Below are 24713 nucleotides of genomic sequence, written 5' to 3' on the forward strand. Positions count from 1 at the left end.
AACTCGTCGGAGGACACCATGGGAACCGCCATCACGTTCAAGCGCCCGGACGGCAAGGACGCATCGGGCTATCTCGCCAACGCCGCGCGCGGCAACGCGCCGGGCGTGGTCGTCATCCAGGAGTGGTGGGGCCTGTCGGACCAGATCAAGGGCCTGTGTGATCGCTTCGCGCTGGCCGGCTTCGATGCGCTGGCGCCCGATCTCTACAAGGGCAAGGTGGTGCCGTATCACGACACCGACGCCGCCGGCAAAGAGATGAACTCGCTCGATTTCATGGACGCCACCACTCAGACCGTGCGCGGCGCCACGCAATATCTGTCGCGCAACGGCGCCAAGGTCGGCCTGACCGGGTTCTGCCTCGGCGGCGCCGTCACCATCATCGGCGCGGTGCATGTGCCGGAGCTCGCCGCCGGCGTCGTGTTCTACGGCATTCCGCCGGAGCAGGCGGCCAAGCCCGCCGACGTCAAGATCCCGCTCCAGGCCCATTTCGCCAACAAGGACGATTGGTGCACGCCGGAGCTGGTCAATGGCTTCGAAAAGGCCATGAAGGCCGCCGGCAAGTCGCTGGAGCTGTTCCGCTATGACGCCGAGCACGCCTTCGTCAACGAGCAGCGCCAGGCCGTCCACGACCGCGAAGCCGCCGAGCTCGCCTGGGGCAGGGCGACGGAGTTTTTCCGCAAGCATCTGGGGTAGGGGCAGGTCGTATTTGGCACGCAGCTTGTATATATTCCATCCATGACCAAGGTCTTGGATGATGTGATCGAGAAAGTGCGAAGGTTGCCGGAGGATCGGCAAGCCTATGTCGCCGAGGTGCTTGAGCAGATTGTCGCCAACGACAGCGATCTGTTCGTTGTACCGGACGACCATCGCGCGGCCGTGCTTGAGGGGCTTGGGCAGGCCGAGCGAGGCGAGTTCGCGACCGACGAGGAAATGGCCGCGCTCTGGAAGAAGTGCGGGCTGTGAAACTCCGGTACGCTCGGCGTGCCCGGACTGACATCGATGGAATTCACGAAAATATCGGTCAGCACGACAGGCGTGCTGCAAGCGCCGTTGTGCGGCGTATCCGGTCGGTCACCCAATTGCTTGCGAAGTATCCGGGGCTCGGGCGTCCGACTGATATGGCCGGCGTTCGGGTCTTTCCGATCGTCCCGTTTCCGTACCTGATCTACTACCGCGTCGTAGATGATGCGCTGGAGGTCATCCACGTGCGTCATGGAAGGCGTGATATCCCCAAGCCGGATGAATTGGTCTGATCCGAAACTCGATCTCGCTGTCAGCCGGCCGTTTGTATGGGCAGCAAGGGCCCCCAGCCACCCTTGACGCCGTCCCCGCGCCATGATGAGTATCCGTCCATGAGCACCGCCGTCCGCCTATCCCGTCTTTGGTGGCGCACCTCCTAAGAGGTGGCCGGTGCGATTTATTCTCCCAAAATCGTCTGAGGTCGCCCACGCAGTGCGGCGGCCCGATCGTTTGTCCTGTGTGGCGTTCCCTCGACAAGTTTCGTAAGAGGACCCCATGAACAGGACCGTCTTTGCCCTTCCGGCTCGAAGCGACTATGTGACCCGCGCGGGGCTTGCGATCACGCGCGTGGCGGAACAGTTTTCCGGCGGCGCCAGCCGGCTCGACGATCTCGTCAGCCTGCTCGACCGCCGCCGCGGCGTGGTGCTGTCGTCGGGTACGACCGTGCCCGGCCGCTACGAGAGTTTTGACCTCGGCTTCTCCGACCCGCCGCTCAAGTTCGATACCACCGGCGTCAACTTCAAGCTGGACGCGCTGAACGCGCGCGGGGAGGTCCTGATCGCCTTCCTCGCCGACGTCTTGCGCGAACCCTGCGTCGTGATCTCCGAGACGACGCCCACGCGCCTTGCCGGTCATATCATTCGCGGCGAAGCCCCGATCGACGAAGACCAGCGCACGCGGCGTGCCAGCGTGATGTCGCTGGTGCGCGATCTCGTCGCCGCTTTCTCCGCCAATGACGACGGCGTGCTCGGTCTGTTCGGCGCCTTCGCCTACGACCTCGTGTTCCAGATCGAGGACCTCGTGCAGAAGCGCGCGCGCGAGAGCGACCAACGCGACATCGTGCTCTATGTCCCCGACCACCTGCTCGCCTATGACCGCGCCACCGGCCGCGGCGTCGTGCTCACTTATGATTTCGCCTGGAAGGGCAAGTCCACCGCGGGCCTGCCGCACGAGACCGCCCAGAGCCCGTACCTCAAGACACCGCGCCAGGGTTTTGCCGATCACGCGCCCGGCGAATATCAGGCTACGGTCGAGACGGCGCGCGCCGCCTTTGCGCGCGGCGATCTCTTCGAAGCCGTGCCGGGCCAGCTGTTCGCCGAACCCTGCGACCGCTCGCCGGCGGAAGTGTTCCAGCGGCTCTGCGTCATCAACCCGTCGCCGTACGGCGCCCTGATGAATCTCGGCGAGGGCGAATTTCTCGTCTCGGCCTCACCGGAAATGTTCGTGCGCTCGGACGGACGCCGGGTCGAGACCTGCCCGATTTCGGGTACGATCGCGCGCGGTACCGATGCGATCGGCGATGCCGAGCAGATCCGCCAGCTCCTGAACTCCGAGAAGGACGAGTTCGAGCTCAACATGTGCACCGACGTCGACCGCAACGACAAGGCGCGCGTCTGCGTCCCCGGCACGATCAAGGTGCTGGCGCGCCGGCAGATCGAGACCTATTCAAAACTCTTCCACACCGTCGACCATGTCGAAGGCATGCTGCGGCCCGGGTTCGATGCGCTCGATGCGTTCCTCACGCATGCCTGGGCCGTCACCGTCACCGGCGCGCCAAAGCTCTGGGCGATGCAGTTCGTCGAGGATCACGAGCGCTCGCCGCGCCGCTGGTATGCCGGCGCGATCGGGGCCGTGAATTTCGACGGCAGCATCAACACCGGCCTCACCATCCGCACGATCCGGATGAAGGAAGGCCTCGCGGAAGTGCGTGTCGGCGCCACCTGTTTGTTCGACTCCGATCCTGCCGCCGAGGACCGCGAATGCCAAGTCAAGGCCGCGGCCCTGTTCCAGGCGCTGCGCGGCGATCCGCCGAAGCCGCTGTCGGCCTTCGCGCCCGATGCGACCGGAAGCGGCAAGCGGGTACTGCTGATCGACCATGACGACAGCTTTGTGCATATGCTGGCCGATTATTTTCGCCAGGTCGGCGCCGATGTCACCGTGGTTCGCCATGTGCATGCGCTCGACATGCTCAAGCAGAAGCGGTGGGATTTGCTGGTGCTGTCGCCCGGGCCCGGCAGGCCTGAGGATTTCGGCATCAAGAAGACCATCGACGCGGCACTGGAGAACAAGCTGCCGGTGTTCGGCGTCTGCCTCGGCGTCCAGGCGATCGGCGAGTATTTCGGCGGCGAACTCGGGCAGCTCACGCATCCCGCCCACGGCCGGCCCTCGCGGGTTCAGGTGCGCGGCGGGCGGCTGATGCGCAATCTGCCGAACGAGATCGTGATCGGCCGCTATCACTCGCTCTATGTCGAGCGCGACAGCATGCCAGAGGTGCTATCCGTCACCGCCAGCACCGAGGACGGCGTCGCCATGGCGCTCGAGCACAAGACCCTGCCGGTCGCCGGTGTCCAATTCCATCCGGAATCGCTGATGTCGCTGAGCGGCGAGGTGGGCTTACGAATTGTCGAGAACGCGTTCCGTTTGGATGCGCGCGTTGATTGAGAGGCACAATGACTTTTGACCACGATCTGAAGGCGAGCGTCCGCACCATCCCGGACTACCCGAAACCCGGGATCTTGTTCCGCGACATCACCACGCTGCTCGCGGATGCGCGTGCGTTCCGCCGCGCGGTCGACGAACTCGTCAATCCCTGGGCCGGCAACAAGATCGACAAGGTCGCCGGCATGGAAGCGCGCGGCTTCATCATCGGCGGCGCGGTGGCGCACCAGGTTTCGGCCGGCTTCGTGCCGATCCGGAAAAAGGGCAAGCTGCCGCACACCACCGTGCGGATCGCTTACTCCCTCGAATACGGCATCGACGAGATGGAGATGCATGTCGACGCCATCCAGCCCGGCGAGCGCGTGATCCTGGTCGACGACCTCATCGCCACCGGCGGCACCGCGGAAGGCGCTGTGAAATTGCTGCGCCAGATCGGCGCCAATGTGGTCGCCGCCTGCTTCATCATCGACCTGCCCGATCTCGGCGGCGCCGCCAAGCTGCGCGCGATGGACGTGCCGGTGCGCACGCTGATGACGTTCGAGGGGCACTGAGCGGCAACGGCGCCGCTGGTGACGTTCAGATCGGCTCGGCCTTCAGCTCCGACAGCCAATGCAGCATGCGCTCTTTGAGCCGCGCATTCCTGACATAGGCAGTCTCCTCATCCTCCAGACGCTCACATTCACCAAACGTCAGGCCTGTCTCGCCATGCGTGTTCCACGCAGCCTGGAGGCCACGGCAGGTGTGGCTGCCCTGGCGCAGCGAGAACCAGATGCGGTTCTGGATGGTCTCGAGGTTCGGGGCCTGACCGACCCAGGCCTCGCCCGATGCCGCGCAGCGGACGACGTAGATGCCCGCAACGGTCTTCCGGTCCTTGTAGGCGGCGATCGCTGCTTTCCGGTCGATGGTCACGGTGAAGGGGCCTTGCTGAGGAACGCTGGTGCGTAAACTCCAGTAACCGAAGGGCCGCTCGACGTCAATATTATCCGGGTAAAATATTCAGGACCGTTGCAGGATCAGGCTGAGCTCGAGCTCGCGGAAGGCGAGATAATTGCGCCGCGTCCACTGGTGCAGTTCGGTCGAGGCATCCTTCTCCTGGCGCAGGTAGCCGGTGAAGGAGAAGTTCAGGCGGCCGATATAGGTCTTCAGGAAGCCGGGCAGCGCCGGCAGGCGCAGCAGCCGGCCGCCGGCCATCGCTTCCGGCAGCTCGCCGCGCACGATGTGCTCGTTGTCCACCGTGATCAGGTTGATCCGCGGGATCTGTTCGCGGAGCATCTCGTGAGCGCGGGCCGAGACGCGGTCGGTGTCGGCGACGAACAGGATCATCGGCGCGACGTGGCGGCGCGCCGCCTCTTTCAACAGGCCGATCTCCTCCGTCATCTTGAAGAACTCGTCAAAGGCGTGGAAGCCGAGGTCGATCACCTTGGCAACCCCGTCATCGACGATGACGCGATCCATCAGCTGCATCTTGCCATAGGTGTCGATCACGTCGGCGGTCTCCGTGATCTTTGGCAGATAGTCGAGCAGCGACGGCTCCTTCAGGTTGACGTCGAAGGCCGCGACGTTGCCGTTCTTGAGCAGCAAAAATTCGCTCAAAAGCCGCGCCAGCAGGGTCTTGCCGACCTGCGGGCGGGGCGAGCAAATGATGTAGAGGGGCGTCGCGGGCATCGATAGCTATATCAGTCGAACTTGGCGACCAATCCAGCCGTATCCGCCGGGCTTGCGCAACTATTTTTCGCTGTTGCGGCTCCCGGATTTCGTCGAGCCGACGATATCGGTCAGCCGGATCCGGTCGAACTCACTCCAGACGTTCGCAAGCCAATGCCGGACATATCCGCGCAGCACGAACGAATAGTTCGCTGCCTCGTCGTTGATGCCCTTGTTGGCGACGAATTTCAGGAACGGGACGGAGGACACCTCGACCTGCTCATAGGCCATTTCGTTGAGCTTGGGGATGGTCAGCTCGGTCGCGTCCTTGATGCGGTTGAAATACGACTGGTAAGTCGCCTGATCCCATTGGAAGAACTGGGTGTCGTTGATGAAGTTCTTCACCAGGAAGTATTTTGCGCCCCCCATGAAGCCCGCGGTCTCGGCGATTTCGTCCAGAGAGGCGATCGAGGGTCCGAGGATGTGGAACACGGCAAAGGTGATCTGGCCGGCCTTGGCGGCGTCGAGGAATCCGATGTCGCGCAAGGAGGCGAGCGCCGGCGAGAGCAGGCCGGCCCGGACGTCAATCACGGTGACCGACGGGCTCGTCGCGTTGAGCGTATCGAAGATCTTCATCTGATCCGACGTCGTCGTCATGTCGACGATCTCGGTGATGTCAGGGTGGAAGCGCTTCAGGGTTCCGCGCGGCGACTCCGTGTCGAAGGCGCGCGTCGGCACGTTGTTGGCGGAAAAATAATCGAGCAAGGTGCGAGATACGGTGGTCTTGCCGACCCCGCCCTTGTCTGCGCCCACCACAACCACTGCCGGCTTTGCCATTGCTGTCCCCTAACGCGCGCCCCCGACCGCGAAGTCGCAATCGGCCGGGCCCCAAATCGATGTCCCAAGGATGTCCCGGGGATGTCCCATGTCTGCTGTTGGGCGCGAACATGGCAGAAACAAGGGAGAATTCAATTCCGCAGGGCCCAGTTACGGCAATTCCCGAGGTTTTTCCCAAGCGCGACGAATCCTCCCGCGCGCGGCGTCAAATCACGCTCAATGGCGGCCCCAAGGACCCAAGGAATTACCTCTCGGGTTGCTGCTGGCGGTTCCGGCTGAGCTGGGTGCGGGCACCGGCGGCGGATTGGCCGCGCCGCCAGCGTCATTCCAGGGACCCTGCCGCAGCGGCGGTGGGGCGTCCTGCCGGTCGGCTTGCGCGTCTGGCTCCTCGGCCTCGTCGGCGGGAGGCGACAGCGGGCCGGGATCATGGCCGCCGGCGAACTTGACCAGCGCATCGACCCGGGACTGCACTGAAGGGTGGGTCGCGAACAAATCGGCAACACCCTCGCGCGGATTGTCGACGCAGAGCTCCATCACTGCCGAGGTTGCGCCCGGTAGTTCGCCGCGGTTCTCGATCTTGCGCAGTGCCGAGATCATGGCGTCCGGGTTTTTCGTCAGCTCGATGGAGCCCGCGTCCGCGAGATATTCGCGCGAGCGCGACAGCGCGAGCTTCACCACCTGGGACAACAGCCAGGCCACCACGATCAGCACGACCGCGATGATGATGACGATCACCGCGCCGCCCCCCGAACTCTTGCTGTCGCTTGACGACGAGGACGATCGTGACGACGAGGAGGAGCCCGACGACCACGAGCCGCCGGAGCCCCAGCTGAAATTCGTGAACAGGCGGAAGAACAGTTCGCCGAAGAACCCGACCACACCCGCGATGATGACGGCGACCACCATGAGCTGCACGTCGCCGTTCTTGATGTGGGTCAGCTCATGGCCCAGCACCGCCTCGATCTCCTTGTCGTCGAGAGCATTGAGAAGACCGGTGGTGACGGTGATCGAATATTGCCGCGGATTGAGGCCGGTCGCGAACGCGTTCAGCGCCCGGCTCTCCATGAGCTTCAGCTTCGGCATCGTGATGCCGCGCGAGATGCAGAGATTTTCGAGCAGATTATAGAGCCGCGGCTCTTCCTGCCGGGTGACGTCGTGACCGCCGGTCACCGCATCGATCATCGACTGGTGGAAGAAATAGGCGATCACGATCCAGGCCGCTGCCACGACGGTCGCAACCGGTGCCGCGACTTTCAGATCGTAGAAGGCGCGTCTCAGATAATGGACGACGGTCTCGTCGCCATTGATGACGACTTCGGCGATCAGCGCGCCGGCATAGACCAGCACATAGACCAGCGCGAACAGGCCGGCGAGCAGCAGCATCGAACGAAACTTGTTCGAGGCGATGTGCGTGTAGAGACCATACGCGGCCATGACGCGATGCCCTGCCGGCCTATCGGCTCAACTCAGAACTTCACCTGCGGCGTGGCCTCGACCTCGGTGCGGCTGGCGCCGAGATCGAAGAAGTCCTTTTTGGTGAAGCCGAACATGCCGGCGAACAGAGCGGCGGGCATCTGCTGGATGCCGGTGTTGTATTCCTGGACCGCGTTGTTGAAGAAGCGGCGGCTGGCTGCGATCTTGTTCTCGAGATCGGACAGCTCGCTGGCGAGCTGCTGGAAATTGGCGTTGGCTTTCAGGTCAGGATAGGCCTCCGACAGCGCGATCAGCCGGCCGAGCGCGCCAGAGAGCTGGGTCTCGGCCGCGGACACTTGCGCCGGTCCCTGCGCCGACATCGCCGAATTGCGCGCCTTGATGACGTCGTCGAGCGTGCCGCGCTCATGCGAGGCATAGCCCTTCACCGTTTCGACCAGGTTCGGGATCAGATCGTGACGCTGCTTGAGCTGCACGTCGACGTCGGCAAAGGCCTGGCCGACGCGTTGGCCCAGCGCCACCAGCCGGTTGTAGGCGGCGAAGGCAAAGAACACGAGGACGACGATAACGCCGAGGACGATCCAGCCGGTCGACATGGAGAACTCCTGAAGGGGGAAGAAGGCGGGCGCTAGGGTAGACCAAATTGACGCGGAGCGAGAGCCCGGCGCAGAGGGAAGGTAGGATTTGGTCGGATGAGAGGCTATCCGAGTTCAAGGTGAAAGAGCCGGAGGAGGTTAACTTTCGGACAGGTCGGCATCGCCCCAGCGCCAGCGGCGGGCGCTCGCATAGGCGGCCTTGTCACGGCGCGGCGCCTTCGTGATCGCGAGGCCTTCCCCGGTGCAGAGCTTTGCCGTGATCTCGGCCTTGCCGACATCCGGCGGCGCCAGCACGCGTGCGGCGCGGGTTGCGGGCGGCGTGCGGGTCAGCGCCACGTAGATGAATCGCTCGTCCTCGAACGGCACCTCGCCGCCCTTGATCTGGCGGTGAGCCTGCGAGCGCGGCAAGCGTTGCGAGAAATGGCACCAGTCGGGCGCCGTCAACGGACACGGCTTTTCGTGCGGGCAGGGTGCGGCGACATAGGCGCCCGCCGCGATCAGTTGCTGGCGCAAAGCGATGATGCGCGCGTAGCCGGCGGGCGTGCCGGGCTCGATCACGACCAGCGCGTGGCGCGCTTTCGCCCACATCGCTTCCGCGAACTTGCGTTGATCGCCCTCACTGAGCTCGCCGATGACATAGCTCGCGACGACGAGATCGGCTTGCGAGACCTCGGCGAGGTTCGCGCCGGCATCGCCCGGCAAATAGTGGCAATCCGTCAGACGCGTGCTGTCGCGCGCCAGTTCGAGCGCGAGACGGCTGAGCGTGGCGTTGGCGTCGAGCAGGGTGAAACCCTGCAGCGAGGAGAACGCCTCCGCCGCGGCCCAACTCGCGGTGCCCGGACCTGCGCCAACGTCGAGCAGTGTTTCCGGAGCGAGGTCCGGTACGATCTCAGTCAGCGCATTCAGACTGGCCGCCACCGCAGCGTAGGTCGCCGGCATGCGCGCGAGCGCATAGGCGAGCGCATCCGCCTCCGACTTGATCGTGCCGGAGCCACCGCCTGCGCGGTAGGTGGTGGAGATTTTCTGCGATCGCTGCGCAGCGTCGGTGCGGGAAAAGCCCTGCAGCTTGCCGTCGAGCGCCGCTTTCAGTTCGGCGGGGAGGGTCGGAGAGATCATGTTTCATCATCCGCTTTCGCGGATGACGACGTCAATGGGTGCGCGACCGGCGCGGGTTCACGCCACGTTCTGGTCGAGAATGTCCACCGCCTCTTGCAGGTTCACCGACACCAGCTGCGAGACGCCGCGTTCGGCCATGGTGACGCCGAACAGGCGGTTCATCCGCGCCATCGTGATCGGGTTGTGGGTGATGATGATGAAGCGCGTGTCGGTCGAGGCGGTCATCTCGTGCAACAGGTTGCAATAGCGCTCGACGTTGTGGTCGTCGAGCGGAGCGTCGACTTCGTCCAGCACGCAGATCGGCGAGGGGTTGGTGAGGAACACCGCGAAGATCAGCGCCATCGCCGTCAACGCCTGCTCACCGCCGGAGAGCAGCGACAGCGTCTGCGGCTTCTTGCCCGGCGGCTTGGCGATGATTTCGAGGCCGGCTTCAAGAGGGTCATCGCTCTCGATCAAATGCAGCGCGGCTTCGCCGCCACCGAACAGCTCGACGAACAGGCGCTTGAAGTGGTTGTTGACGACCTCGAACGACGTCAGCAACCGCTCGCGCGCCTCCTTGTTGAGGCTCTGGATGCCCTGGCGCAGCCGCTTGATGGCCTCGACGAGGTCGTCGCGCTCGGTGACCAGACCGTTGTGCTGGGTCTCGACCTCGCGCAGCTCTTCCTCGGCGCGCAAATTGACAGCCCCCAGGCGCTCGCGATCGCGGCGCATCTTTTCGAGGTCTTCCTCGATATCGTGCAGCGGCGGTAGCTCCGTGCCGGGTTCGATCTCGGCGAGGCCGGCAACGGCCTGCGGTTCGACTTCCAGCATGTCGCGGATCTCGCGCTCGATGTCCTCGAGCCGGCGCCGCGCGCCTTCCATGCGCTCCTCGGCGCGGGCGGTGGCCTCGCGCGAGCTCGACAGCGCCTCCAGCGTCAGCTTGGCGACGCGATCGGTCTCGGCCATCGCGTTTTCCGCGGTCGCCAGCGCGTCAGCGGCCATGCGGCGGTCGTTCTCGGCGTATTCGATCTCGGTGATCAGCGCGCTACGCTTCTCCGCGAACACGGCCGGCGCGTTCTCGAGATCGCTGCGCTCGATCGTAAGCTCGGCAATGCGGGCCTGAATGGTGTCGATATGCGAGGCGGCACTCTCCTTGCGGTTCTGCCACTCGGTGCGTTCGGCGAGGATCGCCTGCACGCGGCGGTCGGCCAGCTCGGCTTCGCGCGCCAGCGCCTGGGCCTCGGCGCGGACCTGGGCGGCCATGCGGCGATGGCCTTCGATGTCGCTGCGGACGGCGGCGAGACGGGTTTCGGTGTCCTCGCTCGACGGCAGCTCGGAGATCCCGGCTTCGGCGTATTCGTAGGCGGCTTCGGCCTCGGCACGGTCGGCGGCCAGGCGGCTGTGCGCTTCCGACAGCGTCGCCTTGCGCGCGGCGTGGCGGCTGATCTCGCGCTCGACCGTGGCATGGCGCTCGCGCGCGACGTTGAGCTCGCGCTGCGCGGCGCGCCAGGCTTCGCGGCTCGCACCTTCGGTGCTGGCGGCCATCTGCAGCTCGGCCTCGGCGTTCTCCAGCGCCTGACGCTTGATCTGCGCGTCGATGCGGGCCTGCTCCAGCTCGTTCTCGATGTCGACGAGGCGGGCGCGCTCGGCAAGCCGCCGTGCTGCGCCGGTCGGCGCGTGGGCGGCTGCGACAAAACCGTCCCAGCGCCAGACGTCGCCTTCGGGCGAGACCAGCCGCTGGCCGGTCTTGAGCTGCGAGACCAGCTCGGCGCCGCGCTCGCGCGGCACCACGCCGATCTGCGCCAGGCGGCGGGTCAGCTCGGCCGGGGCCTGAACGTGGTTGGCGAGAGGCACGACGCCTTCGGGCAGTTCCGGATCGCCCTCGGTAACGCCGGCATTGGTCCAGCGCATCGGCGCGGACGGATCGACCGGGGCATCGAGATCGTCGCCAAGCGCCGCGCCGATCGCCTTTTCGAATCCCTTGTCGACGGTGATGCCGTCGATGATCGGCGGCCACAGATTCTTGGTCTCGCCGTTGAGGATCTTGGAGATCGTGCGCGCCTCGGTATCGAGCCGCTGCACGCGCTTGTCGGCTTCGACGAGCGGCGAGCGCGAGGATTCCAGCGTCTGCCGCGCGGCGACGTGCGCGGCTTCGCTGGCCTGAGCGGCGGCTTCCGAGGCTGCCAGCGTCTGCTCGGCGTTCTCGACCGTCGCGGTCAGCTCGCCGAGATCGCCGAAGCCGCCGGTCGCCTCGGTGAGCTTCTGCTCTTCCGCCGCGACGTTCGAAATCTCCTGGTCGAGCCGGGCGAGCTTGTCGCGGTGGGTGCGAACGTTGGCTTCGAGCTGATTGCGCTTGGCGGTGAGGTCGGCGAGCGCGGTGGTGAGCTCGGCGAACTGCTGCTCGGTTTCGGTCAGCACCGCCTCGGCTTCGGCGACACGCTCGTCGACGCCGGAACGCTTCTCGACGCGCGACTTGATCTCTTCCTTCAGCTCGGCATCTTCGGCGTCGAGGCGCTGCAGCGCGACATCGGCGTCCATGGTCTGCTGCTGGGCGCGCGAGATGTCGCCTTCGAACTGGGCGAGGCGCCGCTCGAGCTCCGCGACGCGCTCCTTGGCGCGCTCTTCCTCGCGATCGAGCAACTCTCGGGCGTTGGTCAGGCGCTGCAGCCCCGCCGCGGCGCGCGCTTCGGCATCGCGCAGCGCCGGCATTTCGGCAGCGCGGATCGCCTGGATGCGGGCGGCCTCGGCCTGGTGCTGGGTACGCTCGGCCATCTCGCGGACCGCGAGATCGTGGGTGTGGCCGGATTCGTTGACGTCGGCATGGGCGCCGATCCAGCGCAGATGGAACAGGGTTGCTTCGGCCTTGCGGACCTTGGCCGCAACTTCGCGATAGCGCACGGCTTGGCGCGCCTGCTTCTTCAGGCCTTCCATCTGCCCGGCGAGCTGGCCGATCACGTCCTCGACACGGGTGAGGTTGGTTTCGGCCGCCTTGAGCCGCAGCTCGGCTTCGTGGCGGCGGGCGTGCAGGCCGGCGACGCCGGCGGCGTCTTCCAGCACGCGGCGGCGCTGCTCGGGCTTGGCCTGAATGATCTCGCCGATCTTGCCCTGGTGGACGAGGGCAGGCGAGCGCGCGCCGGTGGCAGCGTCGGCGAACAGAATCTGCACGTCGCGGGCGCGCACGTCGCGGCCGTTGATGCGGTAGACCGAACCGGCCTCGCGCTCGATACGGCGGGAAATTTCCAGAAGCTGGCTGTCGTTCATCGCCGCCGGCGCGGTGCGATCGGAATTGTCGATCGTCATCGTCACTTCGGCGTGGTTGCGCGCGGGACGATTGCCGGAGCCGGCGAAGATCACCGCATCCATGTCGGCGGCGCGCAGCGACTTGTAGGATGTCTCGCCCATCGCCCAGCGCAGCGCCTCGACGAGATTCGACTTGCCGCAGCCGTTAGGGCCGACCACGCCGGTCAGTCCGGGCTCAATGACGAAGTCCGTGGCCTCAACGAAGGACTTGAAGCCGTGAAGGCGCAGGCGGGTGATTTTCATAAGCACGCATCTCTGTTGGCAGGCGCGAATCCCCCTGCCGGGACAATACCATGGAAGGCAATGTCGGTATCCGGGCGAGTCGCGCGAGGCGCCTCATGCGGCTGGACAATGGCCGCGGTGCGCCGCGAGGGCAACCGGCGAAAGCCGCTTTTCCCAAGGGATTTATGCCGGGAAAGATACGGCTATCGAGATGCGAATCAGAATCTTGACGAGCGAATCAGCTCTTGAGCAGCGGATTGATCTTCTTGGCGAATTCCTCGAACGAGGTCTCGCCCTTGATCTTCTCGCCGTTGACGAAGAACGTCGGCGTCGAATCGACCTTCAGAACGTCGCTGGCATATTTCTGGTCGGCGGCGATCTTGTCGAGCAGCGCCTGGTCCTTCAGGCAGGCCTCGACCTGCTGCTGGGTGAGACCGGCCTGCTTGCCGATCCGCGTCAGGGTCTCCGTGGTGTTCTTCACCACCCAGTCGTTCTGCTGGCGGAACAGCATGTCGGTGACGGCAAAGTATTTCGGCGCGTCGCCATTGGCGATGCAGCGCGACAGCATCGAACCGGCGGCGGCTTTGATGTCGAGCGGGAACTCGCGGAAGACGTAACGCACCTTGCCGGTGTCGATGTATTCCGACTTGATCTTGGGAAACACTTGCTCATTGAAGGCCGCGCAATGCGGACAGGTCATCGAGGCGTATTCGGTGATGGTGACGGCGGCGTCCTTCGGGCCCAGCGCCATGTCGGGCAGCGACACCGGCTTGGCCACGTCGCCAGCCGCCGGCTGCGCCATGGCTTCGGGGATCATGGCATCGGAGATGAACCGCAGTGGCGAGAACCCGGCGAGCGCGGCAAGCCCGGTCAGCGACAGCATCGAGGTGAAGGCGCGGCGGGTGATGATCAAGGTCGGCTCCCGGATTGGCGTGGTCTCGCCCAAAATTCCCATTCAGACGGCCTGTCGCTAGCTTGAAACGTCGCTTGAGGCAATGGCGAGCGGCAAGGAGAGGTCCAGTTTGGCCGCAGAATAAGGCTCAATTTCGCTTGATGGCGGCCCCGAGGCGCGCCAGCGCCGACTTCAATTGTTCATCTTCGATGTCGCCCAGGCGCTCAGCCACCTCGGCCACCGATTTGGCGTCCGGCGGGGCGGGCCGGGTTGGCCGGCGGGCGCGCGACAGAGGGGCCTGGCGGAAGGCCAGCTTGCCGACCGCGCTCCAGCCGAAGAAGCGGTTGACCCGCTGCAGGATCACATCGGCGGAGTGCTGGATCTCCAGCGCCATCGGCCCCTCGACTCGCAGCACCAGCGTGGCGGGCTCCTGCGGCTGACCCTCGACCGGCCGCGGCCATTGCATCTTGAGCGGCTCGGCATGGGCCGCGATCTCCGGTCCGGCAATCTGCGCCCACCGCGTCACCAACTCGCGCGCGGCAAAACCCTGCTTGGCATAGGCCTCGGCGAAGACGTCGTTGAGCAGGAGCGACAGCGGCTTGGCGCTGATAGGACCGGGTTTCATGGGGCGAAGCTTGGACATGGGACCTTATAGCACTCCGCCGCGTCGGCCACAGGCTCTTCGCCGCGAAGAAAAACGTGGACGCCCGCGACAAGCGTGGGCACGACGTGGAGAGATCGACGCATTGCCGTTACAGTGCGAACATGAGCCCCAAATCCGCCCTCAAGGCGAAATCGGAACCCGTTCAGCCGGAGACCTCGTCGCGTCCGCTCGCGCTGCTCGATTGGTACGACCTCCACCGCCGCCGCTTGCCCTGGCGCGCTGCGCCCGGCGAGGCATCCGACCCTTACCGCGTCTGGCTGTCCGAGATCATGCTGCAGCAGACCACGGTGAAGGCGGTCGGGCCCTATTTCGAAAAATTCGTCGCGCGCTGGCCCGATGTCACCGCACTCGGGCGGGCCTCGCAAGACGACGTGCTGCGGATGTGGGCCGGGCTCGGCTATTATTCTCGCGCCCGTAATCTCCATGCCTGCGCGGTCGCGGTGACGCGCGAGCACGGTGGCGCCTTTCCCGACACCGAAGTGGGCCTGCGTGCGCTGCCGGGCATCGGGCCCTATACGGCGGCAGCGATCGCGGCGATCGCGTTCGACCGCCGCACCATGCCGGTCGACGGCAACATCGAACGCGTGGTCTCGCGGCTCTTTGCAGTTGAAGAAGAGCTCCCGCAGGCCAAGCCGCTGATTCAGGAGTTGGCTGCGACGCTGCTTGCCGATTCTCGCGCCGGCGACGAGAAGTCTCGCGCCGGTGATAGCGCGCAGGCGCTGATGGATCTGGGGGCCTCGATCTGCACGCCGAAAAAGCCGGCTTGCTCGCTATGCCCGCTGAACGAGGGCTGCACGGCGCGCGCACTGGGAACGCAAGACACGTTTCCGCGCAAGGCGCCGAAGAAGAGCGGCGCGCTACGGCGCGGCGCCGCCTTCGTTGTCACGCGCGGCGACGACCTTCTCGTCCGCAGTCGTCCCGAAAAGGGTCTGCTCGGCGGCATGACCGAGGTACCGGGGTCGGATTGGCTGGCCGGGCAGGACGATGCCAAGGCAAAACAGCAGGCACCCGAGCTGAAGGGGCTGTCGCGCTGGCAGCGCAAGGTAGGTGTGGTCACCCACGTCTTCACGCATTTTCCGCTGGAACTGGTGGTCTACACCGCGAGGGCCGAAGCGCGGACGCGGGCACCCGCGGGCATGCGCTGGGTGCCCATCGCCACGCTCGCCGACGAAGCGTTGCCCAACGTCATGCGCAAGGTGATTGCGCATGGATTGGATCCCTAGCAGCCCATCCTGCTGACAAGATGCTGGCAGCAGGCCTGCGTTAGCTGTGGTCGGCAACGGAGGCTCCCATGATCAAGACCGCGCTCGACAACTTTCCCAAGCCGCCCTGTGCCGAGCTATTGGGGTGGCGCCTGCTCGACGCCCGCCCCGGGGAAGGCTGGATCAAGCTCGCCTTCGACGGCAAGCCGGAGTTCTGCAATCCGGCCGGCTTCATCCAGGGCGGCATGCTCTCGGCCATGCTCGACGACACGATGGGCCCCGCCGTGCTGGTGATGAGCGAGGGCCGGCTCTACACCACCACCATCAGCATGACCGTGAATTTCCTGGCGCCCGCGAAGCCCGGACCGATCATCGGCGAGGCCAAGGTGACGCAGCTCGGCAGGACGATTGCGTTCGTCGAGGCAAAGCTGATGGCGGAAGACGGTACGCTGCTGGCGACGGCGACCGCGAGCGAGCGGCTGCTCGAAGCGGCGAGGGTGGTGGGCAAATAGCTGCCGCGCACTCTTCCTTCCTTCTCGCCTTGCGGGAGAAGGTGGCGCGAAGCGCCGGATGAGGGGTATCTCTCGGCGAGGTCAATTTGTCAGAGATGTGCTCGCGGAGACAGACCCCTCACCTGAGTGAGTCCGCGTCTACCGGCGTCGCTGCCCTCTCCCGCAAGGGGCGAGGGCGCATCAACGTGCGTCTCGCTTCGTGCGAATACTCATTTCGTCGCGCGCGCACCCGCGCTCACGATCGGCGGCTTCGCATTCAGCGCTTCGACCTGGAAGCCAGCGACGCGCTTGTAGTTGGCGGCAACATCCTCCAGCTCCTGTTGCGACAGCACGTCAGTGACGACCTTGTAGCCATCCGGCGCGCGCTCCTCGACCAGCTGCATCACCTGTTCGGGGCCGTTCTTGCGGTTGAGCAGGACGAGACTGGTGGTTGCAGGCCGCCGCTCGGCCTCATAGGCGAGCAGGGCCGCCTGCGTCGGGCCGTGCACCAGGATCTCGCGGGTGATGGTGCGGGCATCGAGGATCGCCTGCGAGGCGCCGTTGGAGCCGATCGGATACATCGGATGTGCGGCGTCGCCCATCAGCGTGACGCGGCCGAAGGTCCATTGCGACACCGGATCGCGGTCGACCAGCGGATATTCATAGGCGTGCGGACAGTTCTTGATCAGGCCGGGCACGTCGAGCCAGTCGAACTGCCAGCTCTCGAACCAAGGCAAGAACTCCTCCAGCCGCGCGGTGCGGTTATAGTCCTCGCGACGCCATTGATAGGTCGGCGGCATGTGGCGCTCGGCAACCCAATTGATCAGATGGTTGCCCGCGGCGTCCGGCTCCTTCGAGATCGGATAGCAGACGAATTTCAGGATCTCGTGGCCGGCCATGATCATGGTGCGGCCACTGAGGAAGGCCTTTGCAGGTGTGACGCCGCGCCAGAGGATGCGGCCGTTCCAGATCGGCGGGCCTTCGTCGGGATAAAGTTTTTCACGCGCGGCGGAATGGATGCCGTCGGCGGCGATCAGGATCGTGCCGTCGTAAGTCCCCGCGGCCTTGCCGGTGGCCTTGTCGATGAAATCGGCGCGCACGCCGTCGGCGGTTTCGCTCCAGCCGCTCAGATGATGGCTGGTGAGGATGTTGTCGCGACCGAGGCGCTCGATCGCGGTGTCGAGCAGCAATTGCTGGAGCGTGCCGCGATGGATCGAAAACTGCGGCCATTTATAGCCGGCCTCCAGCCCGCGCGGCTCGCTCCAGATCGGTTTGCCGTGCTTGGAGAAATAGGCGAGCTCGCGGGTGCGCACGCCGCTCGCATCGAGCTTGTCCATCAGCCCGAGCTCGATCAGCTCGCGCACCGCATGCGGCAGCACGTTGATGCCGACACCGAGCGGCCGCAGTTCGGCGACGCTCTCGAACACTTTTACGGGAATGCCGATTCCGTGCAGGCTGAGCGCAAGCGTCAGCCCGCCGATGCCGCCACCGGCGATGAGTACGGTCATGGGAAAGCCCCTCCAACTCGGGGCGTCTTGGCACAGCCGGGCGCCGGTGGGCAACTGCGAAGAGCAAGAGCGCCGAGAACGCTGTGCTATGGACCTCGGGCCCCGCAGCCGTTACCTTCCACCTTTCCCATGAGGTCCGACATGCTCAAGCTCTACTACGCCACCGGCACCTGCGCGCTCGCCACCTACATCACCCTGGAAGAAGCCGGCGCCGACTACGCGGCGGAGCGACTGAGCTTCAAGACCAACCAGCAAAACAGCGCGGAGTACCTCGCGATCAACCCGAAAGGCCGCGTGCCCGCGCTGGTGACTGATCGCGGCGTCCTGACCGAGACCCCGGCGATGCTGGCCTATCTCGCCCAGACCTTCCCCAAGGCGAAGCTGGCGCCGCTCGACGATCCCTTTGACTTCGCCCAGGTGCAGTCGTTCAACTCCTATCTCTGCTCGACCGTGCACATCAACCATGCCCACAAGATGCGTGGCGCACGCTGGGCGAGCGAAGAGAGCTCGTTCGCCGACATGAAGGCGATGATCCCGAAGACCATGGGCGCCTGCTTCTCCCTGATCGAGCAGAAGATGTACAAGGGACCCTGGGTGATGGGCGAGCAGTTCACGATCTGCGATCCTTATCTCTACACCCTGTCGACCTGGCTCGAAGGCGACAGCGTCGACATCAACGCGACGCCGAAGATCGCCGATCATTTCAAGCGCATGTCCGATCGCCCCGCCGTGCGCAAGGTGATGGACGCGCAGAAGGCGTGACAAACTCGATGTCGTCCCGGGCAAGCGCAAGCGCAGACCCGGCAACTGTTATGTTGGGTTGGTTTGCAGGTACGATTTCCTATCGCGCATCATGGCGTTGAGGACAGTCAGCAGCTTCCTGGCGACGGCAATGAGGGCGAGCTTGGCCGGCTTGCCGGCCTGTCTCAGTCGTGAGTAGAAGGTCTTGAATGGGCTGGCTCTGCGCACCGCGTTAAGTGCCGCCATATAGAGGGCGTCACGAACGCGCTTTCGACCGCCTGCGATCTTGCGTTTGCCACGGAAGGCGCCGCTGTCGACGTTGAAGGGAGCCAGGCCGGCGAGCGCCGCCACCTGCTTCGGTCCGACCTTGCCGAGTTCCGGCATCTGCGCGATGAGCTGCATGCAGGCCACGGGGCCCACGCCGGGCAGTGAGCGCATCAACTGTGCATCATCCGAGATCTCCGGCTCTGCTTTGATCAGTGCGCTGATGTCGGCCTCGATCTCGGCGATCTCGCTATCGAGAACCTCGATAAGGCGGCTGATGCGTCCCGCCATGGCGTGATCCTCGGCTTCGCTGCGTCGGGTCTTCTCCTGGGCCCGCATCAGGACCAATTGATCTCGCCGTTTTGCCAGTTTGGCCAAGGTGTTGCGGGCCGGATCGGCGAGTTGCTCGCTGACCGGCTGCATGGCCCGCGCAAAGGCTGCCAGCATCCGTGCATCGATCGGATCGGTCTTGGCAAGCCGACCGCTGGCGCGTGCAAAGTCGCGGGCCCGGGCCGGGTTGATCCGGGCGAAGCGGATGCCGGCCTGACGCAGTGCCTCGCGCAGTTCGAGGTCATAGACGCCCGTAGCCTCGAAGACGACCAGCGTCTCGCATCGCCAACGCGCCACCAGCTGTGTGATGGCCTGTGTCGCGTTGGCGATGCGCTCCGGCACGCCCAGGACTTCATCGAAGATATCGAGATATTGTTTGGAGACGTCGATTCCGACGTAACGAAGCGGTATGATCACGGCGCCTGTCCCTGTGATGCGAGGTCTGTTGCTGCAGCCTCGTGCAACTGTTCAGGTTAATAGATGGAACGGGCGGGAGACCGCGCCGGCTCACGGCGTCAAGCGCCAAGGACCCAACGGCTTCCCGCCCACCCTCATCATGACAGACTTCCAAGACACAGGGACCCATACCGCGGAATCTATCGATTGTGCTCGGTTGAAGTACCGAACGACCAGTCTTCGTCAAACTACAGCCTGGGGTTATGGGTCCCGGATCAGCGCTCCGCTTCGCTGCGCTTGTCCGGAACGACACCGAGATTGGTGAAGCCGCCTCTTAAGAAGCTTTCTTCTCCAGTTCCCGTCCCGTCTCCAGCATCAGCCGCCTGAGCCAGATCGAGCCCGGATCCATCTGCGCGCGGGTCGGGTAGAACATGAACTGCTCGTCGACCCCAGGGTCGAGCGGTGGCGTCACCGTGACGAGGCCGAGCTGCTTGGACAGCGCCGCGATCAGCCGGCGCGGCACGAAGGCGACGAGGTCGGTGCGGGCGGCAACGTGCAGCGCTTCGAGATACCCCGGGACGACGAGAGCGATGTGCCGGTCGACGCCCTTGGTGCGCAGCCAGGTGTCGATTAGGTCCTCCGGCTGGCCGCGGATAATTACGCCGACATGGCGTGCGGCCAGGAACGTCTCGCGCCGTTTCAACTTCGCAGCCATGGGATGGCCGCGCCGCACCGCCAGCGCGTCGCTGTCGGTGTAGAGCAGCTGGCGGTGAAAGCCCTTGAAGGCGTTGCCGATTGAGATCACGAGATCGATGGTGCGGGCGAACTCGGCGTGGAAAATCGCCGGTCCCCGCCACGGCACCACGTCGATTCGGACATTGGGGGCGGCCTGCGTCACCTTTTCCATCAAGAGCGGCATCAACAGCTCGACCGCGAGGTCCGGCATCATCAGTCGGAATTGCCGCTCGCTGCGCGCCGCGTCGAATCCATCCGATAGGAACAGCCCGCGCACCTGGTCGAGGGCCTGCGCCAGCGGCGCGCGCAAGGCTTGCGCCCGCGGCGTCAGCTCCATCCGCGCGCCTGCGCGGACCAGGAGCGGATCGCGAAAGATGTCGCGCAGGCGCTGGAGCGCATGACTGGCCGCCGGCTGCGACAGCCCGATCCGCAACGCGGCGCGGCTGACGCTGGCCTCGCGCAGCAGCGCGTCGAGCGCGGTCAGGAGATTGAGGTCGAGCGAATTCAAATTCATGCGACGAATAGATATCATACCCGCTATCGATTTGAAGAATTTCAAGCCGGCGGCGATGATCTCGGCGTTTTCACCAAGGGAGATGCCGCCATGAACGCGAGCGCCAACAAGAAGCTGATGCAGGATATCTTTGCAGCCGCCGCCAGCCCCGATCCGGCTGCGCGCGATCGTGGCTTGTTCACCGAAAGTCTTGCCGACGACGCCAAATGGATCGTGACCGGCCAGTACTCCTGGTCCCGCACTTTTTCGGGCAAACAGGCGATCCTCAACGATCTGCACGGCTATGTGCGGACCCGTCTTGTCGACCGGACGCGGACGGTCGCCCACCGCTTCATCGCGGATGGCGATGTCGTCGTCGTCGAAGCCAAGGGCGACAACGTCACGCCAGAAGGCGTGCGCTACGACAACGACTATTGTCTCGTGTTCCGTCTCGAGGAGGGCAAGATCAAGGAGATTCGCGAATATTGCGACTCGGTGCTGACCGAGAAGGCGCTCGGTTCGTTTCCGCAAGCGGCCGCGAAGGCCGCGAGCTGAGCGGATCGAGCGGCGTCGCGTCCGTCGACCGGTGCCATCCGCGGCGGTCGGCGATGATCGTGTCGGTGGCGCAAGCCGGACAGGCTGCAGCGGCCTGCATGGCGCTGCGGACTTCTCGCCAAAACCTTGCTCACCTGCCGATAAAATCAGCAGATGTTGTGCCATCCGATCCATGCGCGCGCGAAAAATTTGAAGGTTCAATTAACGAGTGTCCCCCATTGTGTCGCGGTGCAGCGTGGGTCGCGAACAACGCGACGCGCGGCTGCCAGGGTGGCCGGTGACGATCGCCGGATTAGGCCGGCCGCTCGAATTGAAATGCATCTGGGTGGACAGTGGGAATGCCGAGTTTTCGTTTGCGGATCAGGGGACGCCTGTACGCAGGTTTCATGGCCTTGGTGGCGGTTGGTCTTGTGATGGCGGTGGTCGCCATCTGGAATTTGCGGTCCGTCCAGGATCAGGTCGCAAAACTCTCCAAATTGTCGGACAGCACGGCGCGCATCCTGGAGATATCGACCCATCTTCAGGCCATCCAGCGGGCCAATCTGCGCTACATTTACGACGCCAACGAGCCTGCGATGCGGGAGGCTGCCGAGCGAGAGACCGCGGCGACCGGGCTGTTGCAGCTCGGAGCAAAGGGCACCCTCTCGGAGGAGCGGCGGAAGCTCTACAACGATCTGATCGCCGACATCGCCAAAATGAAAAGCCTGCGCGACAGTCTCGGCGACGCCGTCAACGAGGCGCGGACGGGCAAGGCGACGCTGTTGCCGAGTGGCGAAGAGCTGACCGTCAAGATGGCCAAGCTGGTCGATGTGGCACGCGCCGCCGCCGACGACGACACGGTGTCGCTCGTCGCGGACCTCGAGTCCCGGGTCCTGCTGGTTCGAATCGCGAACTGGCGCTTCCTCGCCCTGCGCGATACCAACGGGCCCACCGCCTTCAGAACCAATGTCGACAGGGCGGTGCAGCGGCTCGCAGCCGTCGAAAGGAGCCCCCAGGCGGCGGACCTTCGGTCGTCTCTGACGCCTGTGAAGACCGCGCTCGGTATCTACAAGTTCGCGTTCGAAACGACCTCTGGCGCGATGCTGCGGTCCGACGAGATCTACCACAAGGATCTTGCACCGCTCATCTCCGCTAGCATCGCCAAGCTCAAGGTCGCGGAAACCACCTTGAAGACGGATTACAAGGATTCGCGCATCGCGGCCGATGCCGTGATCGACGGCACGACCTCGCTGCAGGAGATCGCAGGCGGCCTCGCCGTCCTGTTCGGACTGATCGTCGCCTTCCTGACCGCCCGCAGCATCGTGGGGCCGCTGACCTCGATGACGCGCGCTATGGGGCTGCTTGCCGGGGGCAATCTCGCGGTCGAGATCCCTTCGCGCGGCAAGGCCGACGAGATCGGCGACATGGCCAAGGCGATCGACGTCTTCAAGACCAACATGATCGAGACCGAACGGCTGCGCCATGAGCAGACCGCAACCGAGGCCCGGCAGGCCGAGGGCCGCAAGGCCGACATGGCCCGGCTCGCCAGCCAGTTCGAGCAGGCGGTGGGCGAGATCGTCGATACCGTATCCTCGGCATCGCACGAGCTCGAGGGCTCGGCCGGCACCCTGACCGCGACCGCGAGGCGCGCTCAGGATCTCTCCACCGAAGTGCAATCCGCCTCCCAGGAAGCCTCGGCCAATGTGCAGGCGGTCGCCTCCGCGACCGAGGAATTGTCCTCCTCGGTGACGGAGATCGCGCGACAGGTGCAGGAATCGGCGCGCATCGCGGGCGAAGCCGTCGGTCAGGTGAGCAAGACCAACGCGCGCGTGAGCGAGCTGTCCAAGGCTGCCGCCCGCATCGGCGACGTGGTCGAGCTGATCAGCACCATCGCCGGCCAGACCAACCTCCTGGCGCTGAACGCCACGATCGAGGCGGCGCGCGCGGGTGAAGCCGGCCGTGGCTTTGCCGTGGTCGCCTCGGAGGTCAAGGCGCTCGCCGAGCAGACCGCGAGGGCCACCGGTGAGATCGCCCAGCAGGTCTCGGGCATCCAGGCCGCGACGGAGGAGTCGGTCGGCTCGATCAGGGAGATCAGCGGCACCATCGAGCGGCTGTCGGAGATCTCGTCGACGGTTGCCGCCGCCGTGGAGGAGCAGGGTGCGGCGACGCAGGAGATCTCCCGCAACGTGCAGCAGGCGGCGCAGGGCACGCAACTCGTGTCGTCCAACATCGGCGACGTGCAGCGCGGGGCGTCCGAGACCGGCTCGGCTTCCTCACAGGTGCTCTCGGCGGCCCGCTCGCTGTCGGCCGACAGCAATCGCTTGAAGCAGGAAGTCGCCAACTTCCTGAGCTCGGTCCACGCCGCCTGAGCCTCAAAAGCAAAAGGCCACGCGCGTGCGCGTGGCCTCGCATTGTGATCTGACGCGATCAGGCGACTTTCGTCGTCATGTGCTTGAACATGTTGCTGCGGGCCTCGTCGTCCATCTCCGCCTTGAAGGTGAACTTGTCCTTCAGAGCGATCGCGCGCGTCGCCGCAGGCCGCGCCGTGACCTCGTCCACCAGCCGCTTGACGTTCGGGTATCGCGCGAAGGCATCGTCGCCGAGCTTGAACGGCAACATCCGTGCCCAACCCCACAGCGCCATGTCGACGATCGAATAGCTGTCGCCGACCATGTAGCGGCGGCCATTGAGATGACCGTCGAGAATCTTGTAATGGCGATCGGTCTCGAACTGATAGCGGTTATGCGCGTAGTCGTGGTTCTGGTCCTTCGGCGCGAAATGCTTGAAGTGCACGGCCTGACCCGAATACGGCCCGACGCCGGTGGCGACGAACATCAGCCATGACAGCATCTCGCCGCGAAAATTGGCGGCGGGCAGGAATTTGCCGGTCTTCTCGGCCAGATAGAGCAGGATGGCATTGGAATCGAACACGATGGTACCGTTGTCGTCGATCGCCGGCACCTTGCCGTTCGGATTGATCTTCAGATAGTCCGGCGTGAACTGCTCGCCCTTGCGGGTGTCGATCTTCACCGGCTCAAAGGCCAGGCCCGACTCTTCGAGATAAAGCGCGACCTTGGTCGGGTTCGGCGAGCCATTGAAATAGAATTTGAGCATCGGGCATCTCCCCTATGTTTGTTGGCCAAGAGTGGAGGCAGCAACATGTCCGCAAGCGGCCTTGTCTTGCCTGAACCTTATCGGGGAGGGCAACCGGCGAGTTTGCCGGGCGGTATCTGCGCGCCACGCAGATCAGCCGGCGTAACAAAGGCCGATCGCCGCCGTAATGACCATGGCCGCGCCCACGACCTCCAGGCGCAGCCCGAGCCCGGTAGCGATATGCATGTCGGAGGCCCGCGCCGCGCGCTCCGATCCGCGCGCGTAGCCGTGAACGATGACGTCATGATTGAAGTTGTCATGGGCCTCGTTGCTGCTGGCGAGCCCGACACAGACCACGAGCACGCCGAACAAGGCGAGGCCGAAAAATCCCAGCAGCGCGATCAGGAACATCGGAAACATGCCGACTAGGAAGATCGGCAGCAACGGCACCAGCAGCAATGTCTCGGACTGTCGTCGCATGGCTCGACCGGTCAGGACGGGGCGCAGGCGATCAATCTAGTCCCGCCGGCCGCTGTGTTCAACCAGTCTCGTCATACCGGGGCCGCG

The 24713-nt window shown here is 65.0% G+C and carries 24 protein-coding genes; 10 read left to right on the top strand and 14 right to left on the bottom strand.

The features are described from left to right. Window positions 1-18 precede the first annotated feature (18 nt). From BRA1417_RS0114820 to BRA1417_RS0114840, 5 genes are all read left to right on the top strand, one after another. Window positions 19-693, top strand: a complete 675-nt coding sequence (locus BRA1417_RS0114820; protein ID WP_008134159.1) for a dienelactone hydrolase family protein — start codon at window positions 19-21, stop codon at window positions 691-693. A 54-nt stretch (window positions 694-747) separates the two neighbouring features. After that, window positions 748-963, top strand: a complete 216-nt coding sequence (locus BRA1417_RS0114825; RefSeq protein WP_156948767.1) for a hypothetical protein — start codon at window positions 748-750, stop codon at window positions 961-963. Then, window positions 960-1253 (top strand): type II toxin-antitoxin system RelE/ParE family toxin, encoded by a 294-nt coding sequence (locus tag BRA1417_RS46295; RefSeq protein ID WP_051448348.1) that lies wholly within the window; start codon window positions 960-962, stop codon window positions 1251-1253. The genes BRA1417_RS0114825 and BRA1417_RS46295 overlap by 4 nt, the downstream gene beginning before the upstream one ends. A gap of 262 nt (window positions 1254-1515) precedes the next feature. Further along, a complete protein-coding gene (locus BRA1417_RS0114835) occupies window positions 1516-3681 on the top strand; it encodes an anthranilate synthase component I (protein ID WP_027516409.1) in 2166 nt (721 codons plus the stop codon). Between the two features lie 8 nt (window positions 3682-3689). Then, the gene (locus BRA1417_RS0114840) at window positions 3690-4229 is read left to right on the top strand and encodes an adenine phosphoribosyltransferase (RefSeq protein WP_007595035.1); all 540 of its coding nucleotides are present in this window, start codon (window positions 3690-3692) and stop codon (window positions 4227-4229) included. Between the two features lie 25 nt (window positions 4230-4254). Here the strand turns inward: BRA1417_RS0114840 and BRA1417_RS0114845 are convergent, their stop codons facing one another. The 9 genes from BRA1417_RS0114845 to BRA1417_RS0114885 all read right to left on the bottom strand — a co-directional run bounded on the left by BRA1417_RS0114845 (window position 4255) and on the right by BRA1417_RS0114885 (window position 14338). Then, window positions 4255-4587: a GIY-YIG nuclease family protein gene (locus BRA1417_RS0114845; protein WP_027516410.1), complete on the bottom strand. Its 333-nt coding sequence runs from the start codon at window positions 4585-4587 to the stop codon at window positions 4255-4257. Window positions 4588-4674: 87 nt separating this feature from the next. Next, the gene (locus tag BRA1417_RS0114850) at window positions 4675-5343 is read right to left on the bottom strand and encodes a hypothetical protein (protein WP_027516411.1); all 669 of its coding nucleotides are present in this window, start codon (window positions 5341-5343) and stop codon (window positions 4675-4677) included. Between the two features lie 60 nt (window positions 5344-5403). Then, window positions 5404-6159: a hypothetical protein gene (locus BRA1417_RS0114855; RefSeq protein WP_027516412.1), complete on the bottom strand. Its 756-nt coding sequence runs from the start codon at window positions 6157-6159 to the stop codon at window positions 5404-5406. A 216-nt stretch (window positions 6160-6375) separates the two neighbouring features. Then, the gene (locus tag BRA1417_RS0114860) at window positions 6376-7593 is read right to left on the bottom strand and encodes a M48 family metallopeptidase (protein ID WP_027516413.1); all 1218 of its coding nucleotides are present in this window, start codon (window positions 7591-7593) and stop codon (window positions 6376-6378) included. Window positions 7594-7625: 32 nt separating this feature from the next. After that, complete coding sequence (locus BRA1417_RS0114865) at window positions 7626-8186, bottom strand: LemA family protein (RefSeq protein ID WP_027516414.1); 561 nt, start codon at window positions 8184-8186, stop codon at window positions 7626-7628. Window positions 8187-8324: 138 nt separating this feature from the next. Next, window positions 8325-9302, bottom strand: coding sequence for a small ribosomal subunit Rsm22 family protein (locus BRA1417_RS0114870; RefSeq protein ID WP_027516415.1), 978 nt, complete (start codon window positions 9300-9302; stop codon window positions 8325-8327). A gap of 57 nt (window positions 9303-9359) precedes the next feature. Then, entirely contained in the window at window positions 9360-12824 is a 3465-nt protein-coding gene (smc, locus tag BRA1417_RS0114875; RefSeq protein WP_027516416.1) for a chromosome segregation protein SMC, read from the bottom strand. Between the two features lie 217 nt (window positions 12825-13041). Then, on the bottom strand, window positions 13042-13716 hold the full coding sequence (locus BRA1417_RS0114880) for a DsbA family protein (protein WP_027516417.1): 675 nt from the start codon (window positions 13714-13716) through the stop codon (window positions 13042-13044). Between the two features lie 127 nt (window positions 13717-13843). Next, window positions 13844-14338, bottom strand: a complete 495-nt coding sequence (locus tag BRA1417_RS0114885; protein WP_027516418.1) for a DUF721 domain-containing protein — start codon at window positions 14336-14338, stop codon at window positions 13844-13846. Window positions 14339-14460: 122 nt separating this feature from the next. Here BRA1417_RS0114885 and mutY point away from each other — a divergent pair, with 122 nt between their 5' ends. Together mutY and BRA1417_RS0114895 are read left to right on the top strand one after the other, a co-directional pair. Continuing rightward, window positions 14461-15582 carry an A/G-specific adenine glycosylase gene (mutY, locus tag BRA1417_RS0114890; protein ID WP_027516419.1) on the top strand — a complete coding sequence of 374 codons (1122 nt, stop codon included), beginning with the start codon at window positions 14461-14463 and terminating at the stop codon, window positions 15580-15582. Window positions 15583-15650: 68 nt separating this feature from the next. Beyond that, window positions 15651-16073, top strand: coding sequence for a PaaI family thioesterase (locus BRA1417_RS0114895; protein WP_027516420.1), 423 nt, complete (start codon window positions 15651-15653; stop codon window positions 16071-16073). A 209-nt stretch (window positions 16074-16282) separates the two neighbouring features. Here the strand turns inward: BRA1417_RS0114895 and BRA1417_RS0114900 are convergent, their stop codons facing one another. Continuing rightward, window positions 16283-17560 carry a flavin-dependent oxidoreductase gene (locus BRA1417_RS0114900; protein WP_027516421.1) on the bottom strand — a complete coding sequence of 426 codons (1278 nt, stop codon included), beginning with the start codon at window positions 17558-17560 and terminating at the stop codon, window positions 16283-16285. Between the two features lie 141 nt (window positions 17561-17701). Here BRA1417_RS0114900 and BRA1417_RS0114905 point away from each other — a divergent pair, with 141 nt between their 5' ends. Further along, entirely contained in the window at window positions 17702-18322 is a 621-nt protein-coding gene (locus tag BRA1417_RS0114905; RefSeq protein WP_027516422.1) for a glutathione S-transferase family protein, read from the top strand. Between the two features lie 48 nt (window positions 18323-18370). On the opposite strand, the gene BRA1417_RS0114910 is transcribed toward BRA1417_RS0114905, so the two are convergent. Together BRA1417_RS0114910 and BRA1417_RS0114915 are read right to left on the bottom strand one after the other, a co-directional pair. After that, window positions 18371-19312: an IS110 family transposase gene (locus BRA1417_RS0114910; protein ID WP_027516423.1), complete on the bottom strand. Its 942-nt coding sequence runs from the start codon at window positions 19310-19312 to the stop codon at window positions 18371-18373. 313 nt (window positions 19313-19625) lie between these two features. Further along, window positions 19626-20540 (bottom strand): LysR family transcriptional regulator, encoded by a 915-nt coding sequence (locus BRA1417_RS0114915; protein WP_027516424.1) that lies wholly within the window; start codon window positions 20538-20540, stop codon window positions 19626-19628. Window positions 20541-20630: 90 nt separating this feature from the next. Here BRA1417_RS0114915 and BRA1417_RS0114920 point away from each other — a divergent pair, with 90 nt between their 5' ends. Then, the gene (locus BRA1417_RS0114920) at window positions 20631-21074 is read left to right on the top strand and encodes a nuclear transport factor 2 family protein (protein ID WP_027516425.1); all 444 of its coding nucleotides are present in this window, start codon (window positions 20631-20633) and stop codon (window positions 21072-21074) included. A gap of 338 nt (window positions 21075-21412) precedes the next feature. Continuing rightward, complete coding sequence (locus BRA1417_RS0114925) at window positions 21413-23422, top strand: methyl-accepting chemotaxis protein (protein ID WP_027516426.1); 2010 nt, start codon at window positions 21413-21415, stop codon at window positions 23420-23422. A 58-nt stretch (window positions 23423-23480) separates the two neighbouring features. On the opposite strand, the gene BRA1417_RS0114930 is transcribed toward BRA1417_RS0114925, so the two are convergent. Beyond that, window positions 23481-24167, bottom strand: a complete 687-nt coding sequence (locus tag BRA1417_RS0114930; RefSeq protein ID WP_027516427.1) for a glutathione S-transferase family protein — start codon at window positions 24165-24167, stop codon at window positions 23481-23483. A gap of 132 nt (window positions 24168-24299) precedes the next feature. Further along, on the bottom strand, window positions 24300-24626 hold the full coding sequence (locus BRA1417_RS0114935; RefSeq protein WP_027516428.1) for a hypothetical protein: 327 nt from the start codon (window positions 24624-24626) through the stop codon (window positions 24300-24302). Between the last annotated feature and the right edge of the window lie 87 nt (window positions 24627-24713).

This window comes from Bradyrhizobium sp. WSM1417 (assembly GCF_000515415.1).
GTDB lineage: Bacteria > Pseudomonadota > Alphaproteobacteria > Rhizobiales > Xanthobacteraceae > Bradyrhizobium.